The sequence below is a fragment of the Candidatus Bipolaricaulota bacterium genome (assembly GCA_035528115.1).
Lineage (GTDB): Bacteria > Patescibacteriota > Patescibacteriia > UBA11705 > DATKZF01 > DATKZF01.
The window spans coordinates 584870-604213 of sequence record DATKZF010000003.1; the positions used below are offsets into that span (position 1 = coordinate 584870).

12 protein-coding genes are annotated in these 19344 nt (G+C 46.5%); all 12 read left to right on the plus strand.

Translation table 11 applies throughout. The annotated features are described in order from the left end of the window. The first annotated feature begins 9 nt into the window (after positions 1–9). The 12 genes from hisS to VMX18_04880 all read left to right on the plus strand — a co-directional run bounded on the left by hisS (position 10) and on the right by VMX18_04880 (position 19322). Positions 10–1329 (plus strand): histidine--tRNA ligase, encoded by a 1320-nt coding sequence (hisS, locus tag VMX18_04825; protein HUT22682.1) that lies wholly within the window; start codon positions 10–12, stop codon positions 1327–1329. 69 nt (positions 1330–1398) lie between these two features. Next, complete coding sequence (locus tag VMX18_04830) at positions 1399–1641, plus strand: 30S ribosomal protein S21 (GenBank protein HUT22683.1); 243 nt, start codon at positions 1399–1401, stop codon at positions 1639–1641. Position 1642: 1 nt separating this feature from the next. Next, a complete protein-coding gene (locus tag VMX18_04835) occupies positions 1643–2083 on the plus strand; it encodes a GatB/YqeY domain-containing protein (protein HUT22684.1) in 441 nt (146 codons plus the stop codon). A gap of 479 nt (positions 2084–2562) precedes the next feature. After that, positions 2563–4413 (plus strand): Ig-like domain-containing protein, encoded by a 1851-nt coding sequence (locus VMX18_04840; protein ID HUT22685.1) that lies wholly within the window; start codon positions 2563–2565, stop codon positions 4411–4413. A 46-nt stretch (positions 4414–4459) separates the two neighbouring features. Continuing rightward, a complete protein-coding gene (locus VMX18_04845; GenBank protein HUT22686.1) occupies positions 4460–11539 on the plus strand; it encodes an IPT/TIG domain-containing protein in 7080 nt (2359 codons plus the stop codon). Positions 11540–11830: 291 nt separating this feature from the next. After that, positions 11831–12496 carry a thrombospondin type 3 repeat-containing protein gene (locus VMX18_04850; protein ID HUT22687.1) on the plus strand — a complete coding sequence of 222 codons (666 nt, stop codon included), beginning with the start codon at positions 11831–11833 and terminating at the stop codon, positions 12494–12496. Between the two features lie 39 nt (positions 12497–12535). Then, positions 12536–13570, plus strand: a complete 1035-nt coding sequence (locus tag VMX18_04855) for a hypothetical protein (GenBank protein ID HUT22688.1) — start codon at positions 12536–12538, stop codon at positions 13568–13570. Continuing rightward, entirely contained in the window at positions 13567–13974 is a 408-nt protein-coding gene (ybeY, locus tag VMX18_04860) for an rRNA maturation RNase YbeY (protein ID HUT22689.1), read from the plus strand. The genes VMX18_04855 and ybeY overlap by 4 nt, the downstream gene beginning before the upstream one ends. After that, a complete protein-coding gene (locus tag VMX18_04865) occupies positions 13971–14348 on the plus strand; it encodes a diacylglycerol kinase family protein (protein ID HUT22690.1) in 378 nt (125 codons plus the stop codon). Before ybeY ends, VMX18_04865 begins: the two co-directional genes overlap by 4 nt. Positions 14349–14449: 101 nt before the next feature. Next, on the plus strand, positions 14450–15697 hold the full coding sequence (gene ftsA, locus VMX18_04870) for a cell division protein FtsA (protein HUT22691.1): 1248 nt from the start codon (positions 14450–14452) through the stop codon (positions 15695–15697). Between the two features lie 4 nt (positions 15698–15701). Continuing rightward, entirely contained in the window at positions 15702–16889 is a 1188-nt protein-coding gene (gene ftsZ, locus VMX18_04875) for a cell division protein FtsZ (protein ID HUT22692.1), read from the plus strand. Positions 16890–17240: 351 nt separating this feature from the next. Beyond that, positions 17241–19322, plus strand: a complete 2082-nt coding sequence (locus VMX18_04880) for a ribonucleoside triphosphate reductase (GenBank protein ID HUT22693.1) — start codon at positions 17241–17243, stop codon at positions 19320–19322. Positions 19323–19344: the final 22 nt, after the last annotated feature.

The window sequence follows — 19344 nt, forward strand, 5'->3', positions numbered from 1 at the left end:
CAAATAATTATGCCAAGAAGAAAAAAGACCGAAGATACGGCCATTAAAGTCAAATCGATCAAAACGCCCCAGCTCGTTAGGGGCATGAAAGACATTTTGCCGGTCGATCAAAAATACTGGCGTTTTTTGAACTCTCGCGTGGAGTCCATTGCCGTTGATTACAGTTACCGACGCATCGAAACTCCCATTTTGGAAAATATTTCGTTATTTACCCATGCCATCGGCAAGCAAACGGACATTGTTGAAAAAGAAATGTTTGTTTTTCTCGATAAGGGAGGAGACAAGCTGGTCTTGCGGCCGGAAGGAACCGCGCCGATAGCCAGAGCCTACATCGATCACGGCATGTTAAATCTGCCTCAACCGGTCAAGTTGTATTATTCGGGTTCCATGTTTCGGCACGAACGTCCGCAATCTGGCAGATTGAGAGAATTTCATCAAACCGGTTTTGAAATCATTGGCGACGGTTCGCCGGCGATTGACGCCGAATTGATTTTGATCGCTTATAATTTATTCAAAGATTTGGGGATTGAAGTCAATGTGCAGGTCAACAGTATCGGCGAGCTGGGCGATCGGGAAAATTATCGCAAAGCTTTGCTTGATTATTATAAAAATAAAAAGGCGTCGCTGTGCGTTGATTGCAAAAAGCGCATTTTGAAAAATCCGTTGAGGCTGCTTGATTGCAAAAACCCCAAATGCGCCAAATTAAAAGAAAACGCTCCGCAAATGGTTGATTATTTATCGGATGACGCCAGAAATCATTTTTTCCGATTACTGGAATATCTGGATGAGTTGCAAATTCCTTACAACCTGAATCAATTTTTGGTTCGCGGCATGGATTATTACAATCGAACGGTTTTTGAGTTTTGGGAAAAAGAAGATACTGAAGGAAGGAACGCTCTCGGCGGAGGCGGACGCTACGATTATTTGTTGGAAATGCTTGGAGGCCGGGAGACGCCGGGATGCGGATTTGCGGTCGGAGTCGAAAGAGCGCTCGGCGTGCTGAAAGAGAAAAGAGTTCAATTGCCCGAAGCGTTGACTCCGGATATTTTTTTGGCGCAAATCGGAGAACAGGCCAGGCGGCGCGCCATGGGATTTTTTGAAGAATTGAGAAAATCGGGCTTGAGGGTGGCGGCCAATTTTTCGAAAGGCAGCCTGAAATCGCAGCTTGATCTCGCCAATAAATTGGGTGTTAAGATTGTTTTAATACTTGGACAGCGTGAAATAGTCGATGAAACTATTTTGATGAGAGACATGGACAGCGGTATTCAGGAAGTGGTCAATTTTAAGAAAATCATCAATGAAGTCAAGCGAAAATTGGAAAAGCATTGACAAGAATCGGAATTTCAAGTAAATTAAATCAACGAATATTATCATATAAAGAAAGGAAGGTGAACTAAGATGGTTGAAATAAGAAGAAAGAAAAATGAAACATTTGAAGCGATGCTCAGACGTTTCAACCGAAAAACTTTGGAGAGCGGCAAGTTGCTCCAATTTAAAAAAGTAAAATACCTGCAGCCATCAAAGAGCCGCAACCTGCAAAAGGCCAGCACGCTGGTTAAGCTTGAAAGAAAAAAACAGCGAGAATATTTAAAGAAGATCGGCCAGCTGCCCGAAGAAGAAACAACATACAGGAGAAGATAAAATGAATATCATTGAAAAAATTGAACAGGATTATCTTGAAGCCGCCAGAGCCAAAGACAAGCTGACCGTGGCTACATTGAGATTGATCAAAGCCGCCCTGAAAAACAAGCAAATAGAAAAGATGAAGGAATTGACCGAAGAAGACGCGGCGGCCGTGCTGAAAACGGAAGCCAAAAAGAGACGAGAATCGATCGAGGCTTTCGAAGCGGGCAATCGGCAAGAAATGGCCGATAATGAAAAGGCGGAATTGGCGATTATTGAAAAATATTTGCCTCAGCAGATGTCCGTTGAAGAAACCGAAGCCAAAGTCAAGGAGATTATTGAAAAAATTAAGGAAGGCGATCGCGACTTCGGCAAGGTCATGGGTTTGGTCATGAAAGAAATGAAAGGACAGGCCGACGGTCAGGTCGTTTCAGCGGCGGTAAAAAAATTCTTAAGTTAAAACTTTTATAAAAATCGGCTCGGATAGGGTCGGTTTTTTTATCTTCATTATGGAAATATTACGAATTACAATATTCTATTTAGCTTTCAGGTTATTTGTTACGAATTACAAGATTCTGTTTAGCTTCTATGTTATCTGTTACGAATTACAATATTCTATTTAGCTTCTATGTTATTTGTTACGTATTACAATCGACTATTAAGCTTTCAGGTTATCTGTTACTAATTACAATCATCTATAGCTATATGCCTTAGAATCTTGTACTTCGTAACGATCGTTTCTAAGCCAAATGGAACCTTGTACTTCGTAACAATATAAATAAAGAGCTATTTAGTGAATGTAATTTGTAACGACGCGCGGCGTTTGTTGATAACTTTCCGAAAATATTCTTTTCTAAAACCGCAAAATATTGTACAATATAATCAACGACATTCGGGCTGAAAACGTCCGATGATCGGAGTTTTCGACTTGAAACAAAAATGAAAAAGAAAGAGCCAAGAGCAAAAATTTTATTAGGCGCTTTATTTTTGAGTATTGTTTTATTAACAATTGTTTTTTTGTTTCCATCGGGAACTTTTGCCCAGCAAGCGCAACTCGAAGCCGTAGGGCAGCAGGTCGGGTTTTTTGAGCAATCCTTACCCGTGGTTATCGGTAAAATTATCAGAATAGTCCTTTCAGTGGTCGGCGTTGTCTTGCTCGTTATTGTGATTTACGCCGGATTTTTATGGATGACGGCCGGAGGCAGTCCCGAACAAATAGAAAAGGCTAAAAAATGGCTGACCAACGGCGTGATCGGCTTGGTCATAATTTTATTTTCTTATTCAATAGTGACCTACATTATCAATCAACTGCTCGATGAAGGCGGCGTTTTCGGTTCGCCATCCACCTATTATGAAGGCTATGGACAAGGCGGCGGCGGCTGGGGAGGCGGCGCGCTGAGTGAAACAATCGAAGACCATTACCCCGGACGCGACGCGACCAATGTGCCGAGAAATACTTTTATAATGGTTAAGTTTTACGAACCGCTTAATCCTGACAGCGTCAGGAGACAAGATACGTCGATGGATTGCGGCGATCAAGGTTACATTTGCGGTACGCTTAATTTCGACAACATAAAAATTTACAGAACCGAAGACAGTGAGGAAGGTTCTTTTCCGACCGACTCCGCGACTTTGGTGCGCGGCGGCAAAGCGGCTTTGTCTCCCGATAAAAGAATATTTTTTTTCCAGCCCGATCCGGTGCTGGGTTCGGATACGGTGGACGTGAACTATTCGGTTTTTTTGACCAATGACATTCAAAAAGAGGATGGCTCCAAGATTTTCAGCAATAATAAAGATTACGGTTGGAATTTCACCACGAGCACGGTCATTGATCTGACTCCTCCGCGAGTGGTCAGCGTATTGCCCAGTTCCAATAATCCGGAGTTTGAATTTTTCGCCAACAGTCTCATTCAAATCAATTTCAACGAACCCGTTTTGCCGCCCGCGGTTTTGAATACGGCCGGATCGGTGGAGGATAAAAGCAATTCCATTTATATCGAATATGAAAAAGACGGCGCCGTAGGTTATGTCGAAGGCACATTCAATGTCGGTCTGAACCGATTTAAAACCATGGAATTTTTACCGGCGGCCGATTGCGAAAACTCCGGGCCCAATTCTTGCGGAGAAATCCCAAAATGCTTGCCCAAAGGCGCGACGATCAAGCCTTATATTCGAGCGGCCAGCGTCAACGCCGAAGGATTATCGTTCTTCCCGTTTGATGGTTTGGTGGACGCTGCCGGCAATTCGCTCGATGGCAATGCCGATGGGGTCGCGCAAGGACCGGCTGAAGATGATTATTCTTGGCAATTTAAAACAGGCAGTATTTTGGATTTGCTGCCGCCGACGGTCAATTCGGTCTCGCCGCAAAACGCGGCCGAAGACCTGCCCGTTGACGTGGAACTTAAAGCGACGTTTTCCGAAAATCTCAGCGCTTCTTCGGTCAACAGCAGAACAGCTCTTTTGACGGGCGACGATTGGGCGCGCTGGTTCGTGGTTCATTTCGCGGACACGCCCGCGGGCGAGGACGGTCAGACGATCACCGACAGTTCGACGGTTCAAATCTCTCACGCCGATTTTGACAAAGCGCTGGAAGTGGAGGAGGGGCAAGAAGCCATTTCATTGAAATATTATCCGGTCTTAACGTCCGGAATAAAGGATTTACAGCAAAATTGTTATCAGCCGTGCAAAGATACTGGTTCTTGCGCCGGCGCCTTGCCCGGGCAGTCTTGTTGCCCTGATCCGGATTTCAATAATCAAAGACTTGTGCCCGGCTCGACTTGCCCGCAGTAATTATAATTTCAAAAAAGTTTATCGATAGTGTAATTCGTCAAGGAAAATGAAAACGTTTTTCAAAAACAAAAAAGTTCTTGTCATGCTGATCGCCTTTGTCGGGTTTTTGATTTGTTTTAATTTCGCGGCCGCGCAGTTTGACACGGGCTTGCAAACCGTGGGCGAGCAGGCCGGCATCGGAGCGACCACGGACGTCAGAGTGGCGATCGCCAGAATCATCAGAACCGCTTTCGGTTTTCTGGGAGTGGTCGCGGTCGCCTTGGTCATTTATGGAGGATTTTTATGGATGACCGCCGGCGGAGACGCCGATAAAGTTACCAAAGCCAAAAAAGTGCTGGTCAACGCGTTTATAGGTTTGGCCATTATTCTTTTGGCTTTTTCGATCACCTCTTTTATCATCAACAGTTTGCAAGAAGCTGTTTTGGGTCAGCCGGGAGAATACGAATATGACGGCGGAGATGGAGGCGGCCCGAGCTCGTCGAGTTGCGGTTTTACGCCAAAGAGCGTTCAGCCGATCGGCGCGGTTTCTCTCAGAAATATTGTCGTGCGCGCGACCTTCAATGAAACCTTGGACGCAAATCTGGACGAACAAACATTGAAAAACAATTTTGTCATTACCGATAAAGCGACCGGACAGACAGTCGACGGCGCGATCAGCGTCAATGGAAAAATTCTAGAATTCGAACCGAGCGCCGCGTGTCCCGAACCCAATCAAGAAAGACACTGCTTTGACGCGGATACGATTTACAACGTGCAAATTCTGGCGGGCATAAAAAATAATCAGGGACAAGCTCGATCTTGCTGTCTGGGCAGCGTTTGTACCGCGGAATTTTCTTCCGGCAATTTAATCGATGTCGAGAATCCGACAATCAACATAATTTCGCCATACAACGGCCAGCAAATCAGCGAAAATATCATTTTCCCGCTTCAAGCTTTGACTCATGACGACAGTGGCGTGTCCATCGTGGAGTTTTTCGTTGACAAAAATTCGGCGGGAGCGGTTTCCCCGAGCGAAATTTCACCTAATTACAACGCCCAAGTCGATTGGGATAATTCGGGCTTTGAGCTTGGCTTGCACAGAATAGACGCCCGCGTTTTTGATCTGGATTCCAATAAAACCGACGCGGCGTCCAAGCAAGTCAAAATTTTAGCAGAGCATTGTTTTAATTTGAGTCAAGATTTCGACGAAACGGGCATTGATTGCGGGGGCGCGGATTGCGGAGTTTGCGACGGTGAAGAATGCGACGGCGATCTGGATTGCGCCAGCGGCGTTTGCGTTGACAGTGTGTGCGTCAATTATCCGACCATCACCGCTTTATCCAATGTTGAAGGAGCGATCGGCAACATGATTACGATCTGGGGTTATAATTTCGGCGAATATCAAAGCGGGGCCAGCAAAGTTGAATTCACCGGTCCCAAACAAAGTTTGATCTCAGCCGAATTTTCCTGCGGCGCCGAGGGTTCCACTTGGTCCGAGCACAGCGTGGTGGTCAAGGTTCCGGAAGGTTCCGTTGACGGTCCGATAAAATTAACCAATGTTGACGGATACTGGGACAATACTGCAAACGATCGAGGCTTTTTGGGAGATTTTGTCATTAATCCCGATCTTTTCTGGCCGGGCTTGTGCAGCGTCGTCAATCCGGACGGCAGGGCACTCGGCGAGTATGAAGATTCGGTGCTGGCTACCGGAGAAAACATGGGGCAGTCCGGCGAAGTCTTGTTCGGGAATATCAAAGCTCAGGTCACGGGCGCTTGGTCGTCTAATTCGATTTCAGGCATCAAGGTGCCCAATGTTTCCCCGAGCAACATTTTGGTTAACGTGAAAACGGACGGTCAGCTCAGCAACCCCGTAAATTTTCAAGTGGTCTCTTCCAGCAAATTGCCGGAAATAATTTCGGTTAATCCCGAGACGGGCGGCATCGGCCAGTACACGACGATTTCGGGTAGAAATTTCGGAGATAATCCCAATTTATATCAAGTTTATTTCATCAATAAATCAAATGACAGCATCAGAGTGCCGGCCGACTTGAATTTTCCGCCCGAATGCGCGGAGAGCCTCTGGAGCGACACCGAAGTCTTGGTTAAAGTGCCGCAGACAAATTTGTTGGGCGAATATTCCGTGCAAATGATTGGTCAAGAAGCTCAAAGCAACAAAGTGAATTTTCTGATCTCGGACGCGTCGGCCAGTCCGGGAATTTGCGGGCTTGATCCGGACAACGGTCCGGTGGGCACATCGGTGAATGTTTACGGCGAAGGTTTTCGAAGCGAAGGAGTTTTAACTTTCAATGAAAATAAAAAGGCTCAACAATTAAATTTGACCGCCAATTTGATCGCCACGGGAGTGCCCCCGGCCTCTGTTTCCGGTCCGGTTAATTTCGCGCTTGAAAACTTGATCAGCAACGGCATGGTTTTTAATGTAGGCAGCTGCACGTCCGTGTCTTGCGACGCGGGCGATGAATGCTGCGTTGACGGAGTTTGCCGTTTGTCGGGCGCTTGCGAAACGAGTCTGATCGCGGCCAAGTGCGAGTATTCTTGGATGCTGAGCACGGACAAATTGCCGCTGGTGCCCAGAGTGCTGGAAACCATGTCTTGCGACGACGAGCACAATCAGTCGCCGTCTCCGTGGAAAGATTCATCAGACGCTTGTGTCAACGCCTTGATCTCGGCTCAATTCAACATGCCCGTCAAAATGGACGCCATTGCCGATAAATTAATTATCAAACGTTGCTCTTTGCAAAATGAAGTTTGCGATTTCAATAAGTGCGGACAGGAAGGCTCGAATTGCGTTTTTGAAATCCCGAGTTCGATCGAAACGGCCGGTTCTTTGAGCGATCGATTCGCGGCCATTGTCGAGTCTTTGCCCGGAGGGGGAGATGAGAGCAATTTGATTTCCAATACTTGGCATCAAGTGACCATCAAAGGCGGGGTTAGCGGCATCAGAGGGGAAAACGACACACCCATGCCGGTCAATTACGTTTGGCAATTCAAGACCAAAGATGGTCCGTGCGAGCCGGTCAATGTGATCGTCGAACCGACCGCCGGCATAATTTCAGAATATTTGGGTCAATTGAATTATACGGTTTACGGCCAGGCCGAGAATTGCAACATCCTTAAGACGGGCTTTGATTGGAGCTGGGTGATTGATCGAAATCAAGATAAGGCTTCGATAGAAGACATCTCAAATGACAAATCCCAGGTTACCGGTTTGGCGGAGACCGAACCGGCCGATCCGGTCGTGGTCAGAGCGTCCACCGTGTCCGTTGATGGGGTGACTCAGCAAGACAGCGCTCCTTTGAAAATTGATTTTACTGATCCGAAAGTCAAGTCATTCGGTCCGAATTGCCAAGCGGCTTGCGTCAATACCGCTGTCTTCTCGACTTTCAATACTTACATGAACGCGGACTCCGTAAAAAAGAATTTTCAGATTTTCAAATGTCAGGGACAGCAATGCCTGGGCTTGACCGCAATTTCTCCGAATAATTTTACTTTTGAATATAATGATCTCGACAAGACTCTCTGGGTTTTCGGACAAGCCGGCAAAACCCCATATTATTTTTCACCCAACAGCTATTATCGGGTGGTGATCGGCAGCCGATCAGAGAGTTTAAGCGGCGTCGAGCTTACCGGTTTGAATTTTGACCGCAATGACGACGGCAAAAATGACGCTTTTTCATGGACATTCAAAACAAAAAATGATAATACGCGTTGCGACTTGGAAACCGCTGTCGTGAATCCTGATTTTTATGAAAGCACCACACAGGGGGAGAAAGTCCAATACCTCGTTTCGGCCAAAGGCACGCCGGATGAGTGCAACCCCAGCGGCCAGACTTTGAATCCGTTCGAGTTCGATTGGGTTTGGTCGGTATTAAATCCTGGTTCTTGGGTTGTGGCCAGTATCACTCACGCCTTGCATTCCACCGATTTTCCGAGCGAGATCTGCTCGAGTAATTGTTTGAATCTGGGCAGTGATCCTTTTGCCGCGGTTTGCGGCAACGGCGCGCAGGAATACGGCGAGGAATGCGATAATCAAGGAGTGTGCTCGGGAGATGAAGGCACCGATTGTTCTTCCAATGCGGATTGTTCCATTGTTGGAGGAGTCTGCGAGCCAAAAGACGGGGACGGTTGCAGCATTGATTGTTTGAACGAATCCGTGCCGGCTGTCAGCGACGGGGGATCTTGCGGTAATGGCGTCAGGGAAGGGACGAGAATAATCGATGGTATAACTTATCATGAAGAATGCGATCCGGCCGTTGATCCGGATATCTGCACCGCCGGTTGCCAATTGGCGGGTTCGGATGTTAGCGGTTTTGTCTGCGGCAACGGCCAAAAAGAAGCGGGTGAAGATTGCGATGACGGCAATGCTTCAAACGGCGATGGTTGCTCGAATATCTGCTTGTTTGAAGGATCGAAATATTCCGTGGCCCAGATTATTGAAACTCCGCTTTGCGGCAATGCCGATGTTGAGCCGGGTGAAGACTGCGATGACGGTAATTTATTGTCCGGCGACGGCTGCTCGCCCCGATGTTTGGCCGAAGGCAATGCCGAACAGTGCGGCAACGGCATTATCAATATCGGAGAAAACTGCGATGATGGAAATAATGATTCCGGCGACGGATGTTCGGCTGTTTGTTTGGCCGAAGGTTCCGACTGGGACATCGGATCTTATTGCGGAAACGGTTTTCCATTGGAAGTCGGCGAAACTTGCGAAGCCAAGCAAAGCTCGGATTTTCAAGGCTCGCCCAAGCAATTGGTGACCGTCGATGGCAATATCGATCCTTTTATAATGAGCGAGTCCGCGGAAATTAAAGCGATGACCGATAATTTCGCGGGCACGAGGGTATCCGGCAGCGGCGAGCTGGCTTTTACCAGAACGTTTTGCGAAAGCGTGCCCGTCGAATCTCCGTATCCGATTGTCGGACCGACCGGCAGCGATGTCTGTCGCAATTCGGCCATTCAGATTAAATTGAATCAGCAAATCAAACAATCCAGTTTGAGCTCCGGCATCAGCGTCACCTATGATTGCGGTCAGACTTCATTGCTTTCCAAAATTAAAAAATTAGTCATTAAAAAAATAAAATATCGTTTGGAAATTTTAGCCGTGGCGAAAATAAAAGTGAAAAATTATTTTGTAAAACCGGCTAATGCTCAGCGAAAAGGCGAAGAAGAAACCTTTACACAGACGACTTTCGAAAGCGTGGTCCTGGATTACCACCGGCCGGACAATTCAAATGTTTGGTTGTTGGTTCGGTTCGGATCCAGCTTGGTTTTGGCTACGGTTAATAAAGATAGCGTCAGTCCGGAGGTTTGGACCGTGGCTGAAAAGTACGCCGAAACCGGCTCGATTGTGCTGATCTCAGGGTTATTGTCCAATACCCCCGATAGTAAAGGCTATTTGCCCATGGCTGTCGATAATTTGCAAATTATTGAGGCCGAAGAGCCGCCGGCGCTGGGAAGCTCGGGCGTCTGTAAATTGTCGATTAAAAAAATCAGCGTCGTGTATAACGAAGAATTGAGAGAAAGCTCTATTACCATATTCCCTGATGGTTTGCTCGCGCCAAACACCAAATACACGGTGGACTTTTCCGGTTTGCAAGATCATTGCGGAGAATCGATCTCCGGCGATATTTTCGAATTCACCACCGGACCGGAGGCTAAGATATGTAAAATGGATTACGTGGAAATCACCCCGGATTATCAAGTGGTGAGCAAACGTTTTGGCGACGCGGAATACGCGCCCGTGGATTTTCAAGCCAATGCCGGAAGTTATGAGTTGGCTAATTCTTCGCTCAATCCGGTGCCAGGCGTTTACGCTTGGGATTGGACGTGGAATATGAATTCCGAGCCCGGAGGTTTGGATGTGTCGTTGTTTGATAAAGCCGGAGACGCGACCGGGGCGAATCCCGAGGACGATGATCAAAAGAGCCTGCAGACCGGAGTGTCAAACGGCGAAGTCGAAGTGGATGCCATCGCCACCGTGACCGATAGCGAATTCGGCGATTTGGATAAAGAATTCGGAGGCGCGGCCAATGTCATCATTTATCTTTGCGAAAATATTTGGACCGGCACTTTGACGGACGGAGGTTTTTGGCGGGACAGCGATTTCGCTTTCAGGACTTTTTATTGTCGCGACGCGGGCAATCCCGGAGAAACGGATGATTTGCCCAATTTGAAAATAGTTCAGGCGCCGCCGCTCGATATTCCGACTGACGCTTGGAGCCAAGACGATAGCGCCGTGCTTCGAGAGTATTTCATGCTCAGAGAAGATAATTTGACGCCGGACGCCATTGCCATGAGAATTTACACCAATCCGGAAGGCGTATCTCCGGCCATTTGGTATGATTTGCATGTGCCCAATCCGGGCAGCACTCAGAATATCAGCATTGATTGCTCGACCGAATACAACAATAATGCGAAAGCTTGCTATCCCGGCATTCAAGACGGTCGAACCGTCTATTTGTCAGCGGCCAATCAAATTACGGTTTATGTCAATTACGGTTGTTATTTTATTCACGGAAAGCAGTATTGCCGTACTTTGGCTGTGGGAGACTCCATTTATCACAATATTTACGTGTTGTCATATAGCGAAAACGCCAATCCGGAAACTTTATCCATTTACAGTCAGCTTTTGAATAATTTGAAATTCAATTATTTTGACAGCAGCATGGTCAAGGCCAGCCTGAAGAGAGACACGCAGAGAATGCATGATATTGTTTTCATTCGCAGTTTGATTAAAAATTATATTCAAAAAAACGGTCGTTTGCCTTTGCTCGATGAAACCGGAAGCTATGTGCCGGGCACTTATGTCAATGGTCAATCAATCAGCGCTTGGCCGTCTTGGACCACCGTTTTAAGCAACCTCTTGGGTTCTCCCTTGCCGATAGATCCGCAGAACGGATTTAACGGCACCTGTCCGGCCAATTACGATCAAGACACTTGTTTCAACGAACAGCTGGACGAAAAGTTTTATAACGAATACGATAAGAGTGTGGCGCAGGTTTACGATTACAGTCTGGATCCGGATTCGCCGAGCGGCTATAATCTCTCGGTTAATTTTGAAACGGTAGTGCCCGAAGCCAAGAGATATCCGGCCATTTGTGTTAATTTGCAGGAGATTGATTGTCATTGATAAATCATGGATCATGTATCATGTATCATGAAACATGAATCATAAAACATAAAGAACAGAAAGACAGAAAAACAAAGAAACAAGGTCGCCGCTGTTGTCATCTCGACCGAAGTCGTCCGAAGCCGCGGCGAAGGATGACGAAGCGGAGAGATCTTTTCCTAAATCTTCGGAATAGACTTCTCCAGCCCCAATTTCCAGTTTCTAGTTTCCGGTTTCAAATATCAATTCCCCAGTTTCTGATTTCAGGTTTCCGATTACCCATTACTTTTTACTAATAAAAATAAAAAATGTATGCCAGAAGCATCAACTAACTCGCCAGCCGCTTCCGAGCAGCCAAAGGATATATTCGCGGAAATAGATCATTCGGCGCCGGTCCCGGCTTCAAATAGCATGTCTCCCGCGGCGCCGCCCGCCAAAATGGCCGCGCCCGGCAAAGCGAATGGGGGAAAAAAGATTTTAGTCATTTTTTTAATGATCATATTTTTGGCGATTGTCATAGTTATCGGATATGTTGTTTATGACAGATATTTGGCTGTGCCGGAAACAGCCGTAACTCCCATAAAAAATCAGATACCGATAGCGCCTCCAGCGACCCCAACCCCGACGCCGACCCAACCGACGGTTGTGCCGGAGGCGGCCACTGTGGAAACGACAGTTGTTTTGCCGGTGGCCACGCCTTCCGCCACGGTTAATCAAATTGATACGGATAATGATCGGCTGAGCGATAGCGAAGAAAAGATAATAGGTACGGATCCCGAAGCCGTTGACAGCGACAAGGACTCTTTGACGGATTATGAAGAGGTTAAAATATATAAGACGGATCCGCTGGATCCGGATTCGGATGATGACGGTTATAAAGACGGCGAGGAAGTTTCCGGCGGTTATGATCCTCTAAATCCCGCCGCCGGCGCCAAGTTGTCCGGATTGCCGTCGGTTTTACCTTCAGCCGTTGAATAAATAATTGGGGAGGGAAGAATATACATAATTTAGAATACTATGACACCAAACAATATTGATGAAGAAATTCACGTCATGCCCAAATCATCGGGGATTCACACCGTCAGTCCCTCCAGTCCGGCGGCCATGCCGCCGCGAGCGACCGCTCCGGTCTCATCCATGGACAAACCGACGTTGGAAGAGCCCAAAGGGTCAAAGGGTTGGACCAAGGCCGTATTGGCTATTTTATTGGTGGCTCTGCTGGCCGCGTCCGGATATTTTCTTTATAGCGCTTATATGCCTAAAGAAGAAAATACCGCGACCAATACGCAAAATGAACAAGCGACGGAGCAACCAACCGCTGTTTTTCCCGCGACATCCGAGATTATTGAACCGGCAACCACTCCGGCCACGAAAGAGAGCGTAATTTCTCCGGCTACGAGCGAAGCGCTGCCGGAAATAATGATCGGCTCGAGGAATGATTTTGATTATGGAGCGACCGGCGACTTGAAGCTTGATATGGCTTATTCCCAAGACAGCGATGGCGACAAACTGACCGATCAAGAGGAAAAATTGTTCGGCACGGGGGTGCAGAACATTGATTCGGATTCGGACGGTTATTCCGATGGCGATGAAGTGGCTAATTTATACAGTCCAAAGGACGCTGACGGGAAATTGCTCAAAGACACCAATTCGGTCAAAACGTACGTTAATGATAATTACGATTACACCGTTTTATATCCGGCGTCTTGGTTCGCCAAAGGCACTGACAAATCCGACTTGGAAGTTGTTTTTTCTTCCGATAACGGCGAGTTCGTGTCCGTTTGGGTTGAAGAAAACATCGGTCGATTGTCTCTTTCCGATTGGTACAAAAAACAAGCGCCCGAAGCGAATCTTGATGATTTGACCGAATTCGGTAATAAAAACGGGTTGTCCGGTTTGATGAGCCCTGACGGTTTCACCGCGTATTTCGTCAAAGACGGATTCGTTTATATCGTTCATTACAATATCGGTTTGAAAGATCGGGCGGATTATCCGAACGTGTTCAAATTGATGATCGAAAGTTTTAATTTTATAGTTAGCGAAAGAGGATGATAAATATCGAAATCAATAATCAGACGGCTTATCCGGCACGGAAAAGCGAGCTATTGAAAGTGGCGAAAATGGTTTCGTCGGTTTTGAAAATCAAATCGAAAAAGGAGGCGTCCGTGGCCTTGGTTGATGAGCAGACCATTAAAATGATGAATAAAGCTTATCGTAAAAAAGATAAAGTGACTGACGTGCTGTCTTTTGCCGGCGAAGACGCCTCGATCGGGGAAGTGTTGATTTGCTTGCCTAGAGCAAAGGCTCAGGCCAAGGATTTCGGTCATTCCTTGAAAAAGGAAATACAATTTTTGTTGACGCACGGGTTGTTGCATCTTCTGGGTTATGACCACATAAAAAAGAACGATCGTTTTAAAATGGAAGCATTGCAGGAAAAAATAATGGCCAAATTATGATTTTCAAATTTAAAAGATTAAAAAGGAGTTTTTCATACGCCTGGCGAGGCCTTTCGACCGTTATTTTGAAAGAACAAAATTTCAGAATACATTTCGTGATCGCTTTGATCGTCATTATTTTGGGTTTGTCGTTTCAGATCAGGCCGTGGGAATGGGTAGCTCTTTTATTGGTGATATTTTTTGTGTTGTTATTGGAAATCGTCAATACGGTTTTCGAGCGGGTGGTGGATATGCTTAAGCCGAGAGTGAGCAATTTGGCCATGGAAGCCAAAGATGTCATGTCCGCGGCCGTTTTGGTGGCCGCCATTTTCTCGATCATTATAGGTTTATTGATTTTTGTTCCGTATCTGCGGGAGTTTTTGAGCCGGCTTTAATTTGGAATTTGAGAATTTTTATATTATAATGGAACAAGCGATCGGGAGGGAAATTTAATCCCTTCTTTGAATATTCGCTTGTTTTGCAAAAACAAAAATTTATGGCAGATAATTTAATCACCGGAATCGATATTGGCACCGCGACCATCAGAATCGTGGTGGCGCAGCTGGCCAGAGGAGCGAACGAAGAGCAGCTGAATATCATCGGCGTTATTGAGGTGCCGGCGCAAGGCGTCAGCAAAGGCTCGATCATCAGTATTGAAGACTCGGTTTCCAGTATTTCAAACGCTTTGGAAAATGCCGAGCGCATGATCGGCTTGCCGATTGATAATGCTTGGATCGGCATTTCCGGCACGCATATCACGTCCCAGGAATCGAGCGGAGTTATCGCCATTTCCAGAACCAGCGGTGAAATACAAGATGATGATGTGGATCGAGTGATTGAAGCCGCTCGTTCGGTGGCCGCTCCGGTGAATTATGAGGTTTTGCACGTAATTCCCAAAGCGTTTACGATCGATAATCAATCGGGGGTAAAAGACCCGGTCGGCATGTCCGGCATCAGGCTCGAAGTGACGACACAGGTCATCAGAGGACTGTCTTCTCATATCAAAAATCTGACCAAAAGCATTTATCGCACCGGCCTTGATATCAATGACATAATTTTGGCTTCCTTGGCGGCTTCCGAGTCGGTGTTGTCCGTCCGGCAAAAGGAATTGGGAGTGGCTTTGGTTGATATAGGCGCGGCCACCACCAACATTATCGTTTTTGAAGAAGGCGATGTCTTGCATACCTGCGTTATTCCGATCGGTTCGGACCATATCACGTCCGATATTGCCATCGGCTTGCAGACATCGATCGATATCGCGGAAAAAGTGAAACTGGAATTCGGCAGCGCTTTGCCCAAAAATTTTGAAAAAAAGGACATTGTTAATCTGCAAGACGTGGGCGGAGACAATCAGGAATTTTCCAGAAAATATATTTCCGAGATAATCGAGGCGCGCGCCGAGGAAATGTTTGAAAAAATCGACATTGAGTTGCAAAAAATAAACAGGAGTGGTTTACTACCAGCAGGTATAGTTTTGGTCGGCGGCGGCGCGAAATTGTCGGGTTTGGTGGAAGTGGGCAAGAAAAAAACCATGTTGCCCGTCTCAATCGGCAAATTGCAGACGTTCACCACAGCTGTGGACAACGTCTCCGACGTTTCCTTCGCCACGGCGCTCGGGTTGGTCTTATGGGGCTATCAGATGAATCAGGAAAGCGGCAAGAAAATGGGATTTTCCAATAAATTTGAGACAATAAAGGCGTCAGCAGGCCGAATAAAAAATTGGTTCAAGTCACTAATATCATAAATCTATGGGAGAAGTTAAACCTGAAATTGAAACTTTTGCCAAAATAAAGGTTTTTGGCATAGGAGGAGGGGGAGGATCCGCGTTAAACAGAATGATACAGCAAAAAATCAAAGGAGTTGAATTTATTGCCATTAACACGGATTTGCAAGCTTTGCAGCATTCATTGGCGGAAAAGAAAATCCATATCGGTCGCACCACGACCAGAGGTCTTGGCGCGGGCATGAATCCCGATATCGGCCGTAAAGCCGCTGAAGAATCCCAGAACGAATTGAGAGAATTGCTTAAAGGCGCGGACATGATTTTTATCACTTATGGTTTGGGCGGAGGCACGGGCACGGGCGCCGGACCGATTATCGCCGAATTGGCGAAAGAACAAGGCGCGCTGACCATTGCCGTGGTTACCAAACCTTTTTCTTTTGAAGGATCTCCAAGAAGAAAAATAGCCGATGAAGGCTTGGCCAATTTGAGCGGCCAGGTGGATACTTTGATCACCATACCCAATGACCGTATTTGGCAAATTATCGATAAAAAAACGCCTTTGCTCGAAGCATTCGGCGTGGTGGACGAGGTCTTGCGCCAAGGCGTGCAGGGCATTGCCGAATTAATCACTTTGCCCGGTCTGATCAACGTGGATTTCGCGGACGTGAAAACTATCATGCGAGACACGGGATCGGCTTTGATGGGCGTCGGCCAAGCAACGGGCGAAAATCGCGCCATTGAGGCGGCCAAGGCGGCCATTTCCAGTCCTTTGCTGGAATTGAGCATTGATGGCGCCAAAGGCATCTTGTTCAACATTGTCGGGGGCAATGACATTACCATGTATGAAATCAGCGAGGCCGCCAAAGTCATTACCGAAAGCGTGGATCCTGAAGCCAAGATCATTTTCGGGGCGGTGGTGGATGAAGAATTGAAAGATGAAATAAAAATAACGGTGGTGGCCACGGGTTTTGATCCGGACGCGGCTTTTCAATCGAAAAACAGGATAACTCACAGCGTCACGCCGGTCACCAAAAATTATTTTCAGCCGGAAACAAGAAGGGATGATTCGAAAATTATCGAACAGGAGACATATCAGGCCGCTGATGAAGATATCTTTCAACCGAAGAGCAAGGAGCAGTTCCGGGCTCAAGAGAGCGACAGCGATGATGAGGACCTGGAAATTCCGGCGTTTATTCGAAGGAAAATGATGTAATTCATGCTTATAAAATATTATTGAAAAAAAGCGGAGAGCTCGCCGGCAGGCAGGACTCTCCGTTTTTTTTTCGGTATGAAGAGATGAATTTATCCACAGCGGATCGAATCGGTTTTATGACGCTTGATTTTCCCAGGTTTTAGCCCAGTATTTTGTTTTGAGGAGATCTTGAAATCATGCTATAATTAAATCAAGGAAAGAAATTTCTAAAGCGAGGCAAAGGCCTTAAAACAAAAGTTACATTTTTTTTGTGAGGAAGACTAAAAAAGTGCCGGCTCGGGCGTGGGCGCTGAATTTAAGTCTTCTTTATTTCCCCCAAAAACCTTTAACCCTATTATTATTCCCACTATTATGCCTTACGAAGACAATAAAATTCTTCAAATTCGCAAAAGAGACGATCGCATCGTGGATTTTTATCCGGAAAAAATCACCGCGGCCATTTTTAAGGCCATGAAAGCGGTGGACGAGGGCAGTCAGGAGCTGGCCGATCGTTTGTCTGACGACGTGATGGAGAAATTGAACAAAAGGTTTCATGAACGCTCCATTCCGGCCGTGGAAGAAATTCAGGATATTGTCGAAGAGGTCATGATGTCCAACAACTTGTTCAAGACGGCCAGAGCTTACATCATTTATCGCGATCAGCATTCGAAAATGCGCGAAATAAAGTCCATGATCAATTCGGATGAATTGATGGAAAGCTATTTGAAAAAAGTGGATTGGCGGGTCAAAGAAAACAGCAACATGGATTATTCATTGCAAGGATTGAATAATTACGTGGCCTCGACCATCAGCTCGCATTATTGGTTGAATAAAATATATCCTCCTCAAATAAGAGACGCGCACGTCAACGGCGATTTTCATATTCATGATTTGCAATTGCTTTCCGCTTATTGCGTGGGTTGGGATTTGCGGGATCTTTTAATCAGGGGCTTTGGCGGAGTTCACGGCAAGGTAGCCAGCTCTCCGGCCAAACATTTGAGCACCGCGCTGGGACAGTTGGTGAATTTCTTTTATACTTTGCAAGGTGAATCCGCGGGCGCTCAAGCGATTTCCAGTTTTGATTTGTTTTTGGCGCCGTTTATCAGATATGACGGCTTGGATTTCAAAGGCGTCAAGCAACAGCTTCAGAATTTCCTTTTTAACATGAATGTGCCGACCAGGGTGGGTTTTCAGACGCCATTCACCAATATCACGCTTGATTTGTTCGTGCCGGGCAACATGGCGGAGGAGCCGGTCATTATCGGCGGCAAGCCTCAGCGGGAAACATACAAAGAATTTCAAAAAGAAATGGACCTGTTCAATGAGGCGCTGGTGGAAGTGATGCTCGAAGGCGACAGCCGCGGACGAGTGTTCGCTTTCCCGATTCCGACTTACAATGTCAGCAAAAACTGGGATTGGGAGTCGACCATCATTGATCGCATCATGGAAATCACGGCGAAATACGGCATTCCTTATTTTTCGAATTTCATCAACAGCGACATGAATCCGGAAGACGCCAGATCCATGTGTTGCCGTTTGCGTCTGGACAATCGTGAATTGCAAAAGCGCGGCGGAGGACTTTTCGGCGCCAATCCGCTGACGGGATCGATCGGCGTGGTGACTTTGAACATGGCCAGAATCGGCCATACGGCCAAAAGCAAAGAGGCGTATTTTCAAAGAGTCGCGGAGCTGATGGATTTGGCCAAAGACAGTTTGAAAATCAAAAGAGATGTTTTGGAAAGATTCACCGAAGGCGGGCTTTACCCGTATTCCAGATATTATTTGTCCTCGGTGAAGGAGCGATTCGGTTATTTTTGGAAAAATCATTTCAATACCATCGGCCTTAACGGCGTCAACGAAGCTTGTAAAAATCTTTTGGGAGAAGATATTACCGGTCCGGAAGGCCATAAATTCGCCACGCAGATACTTGATTTCATGAGAGAGCGAATTCATCAGTATCAATTGGGCGGTTCGGATTTGTACAATCTGGAAGCCACGCCGGCCGAGGGCACGTCGTATCGGTTCGCCAAAATCGACAAAGAAAAATATCCGAACATCATTTGCGCCAATGAAAAAGATTATTGCGAAAAAGGCGCTGAGCCTTATTACACCAATTCCACCCAGTTGCCCGTGGATTACACGGAAGACATGTTGGAAGCGTTGAAAATTCAAGATGATCTGCAGACCAGATATACGGGCGGCACGGTTTTTCACGGATTTATAGGTGAGCGAATGCCGTCGATTGAAGCCACGAAAAATTTGGTGAAAAAAATCGCGGAGACATTTCATTTGCCGTATTTCACCATCACGCCGACATTCAGCGTCTGCCCCCAGCACGGCTATTTGTCAGGGGAACATGAGTATTGTCCGAAGTGCGATGAAGAAATGGGCTATTTGGAAAGTCCGTTGATCGATTGGAGCGGTGAAAAAAAAGCTGAAAAAACGGAAAATTAATAATTTAAATAAAAAATAATTA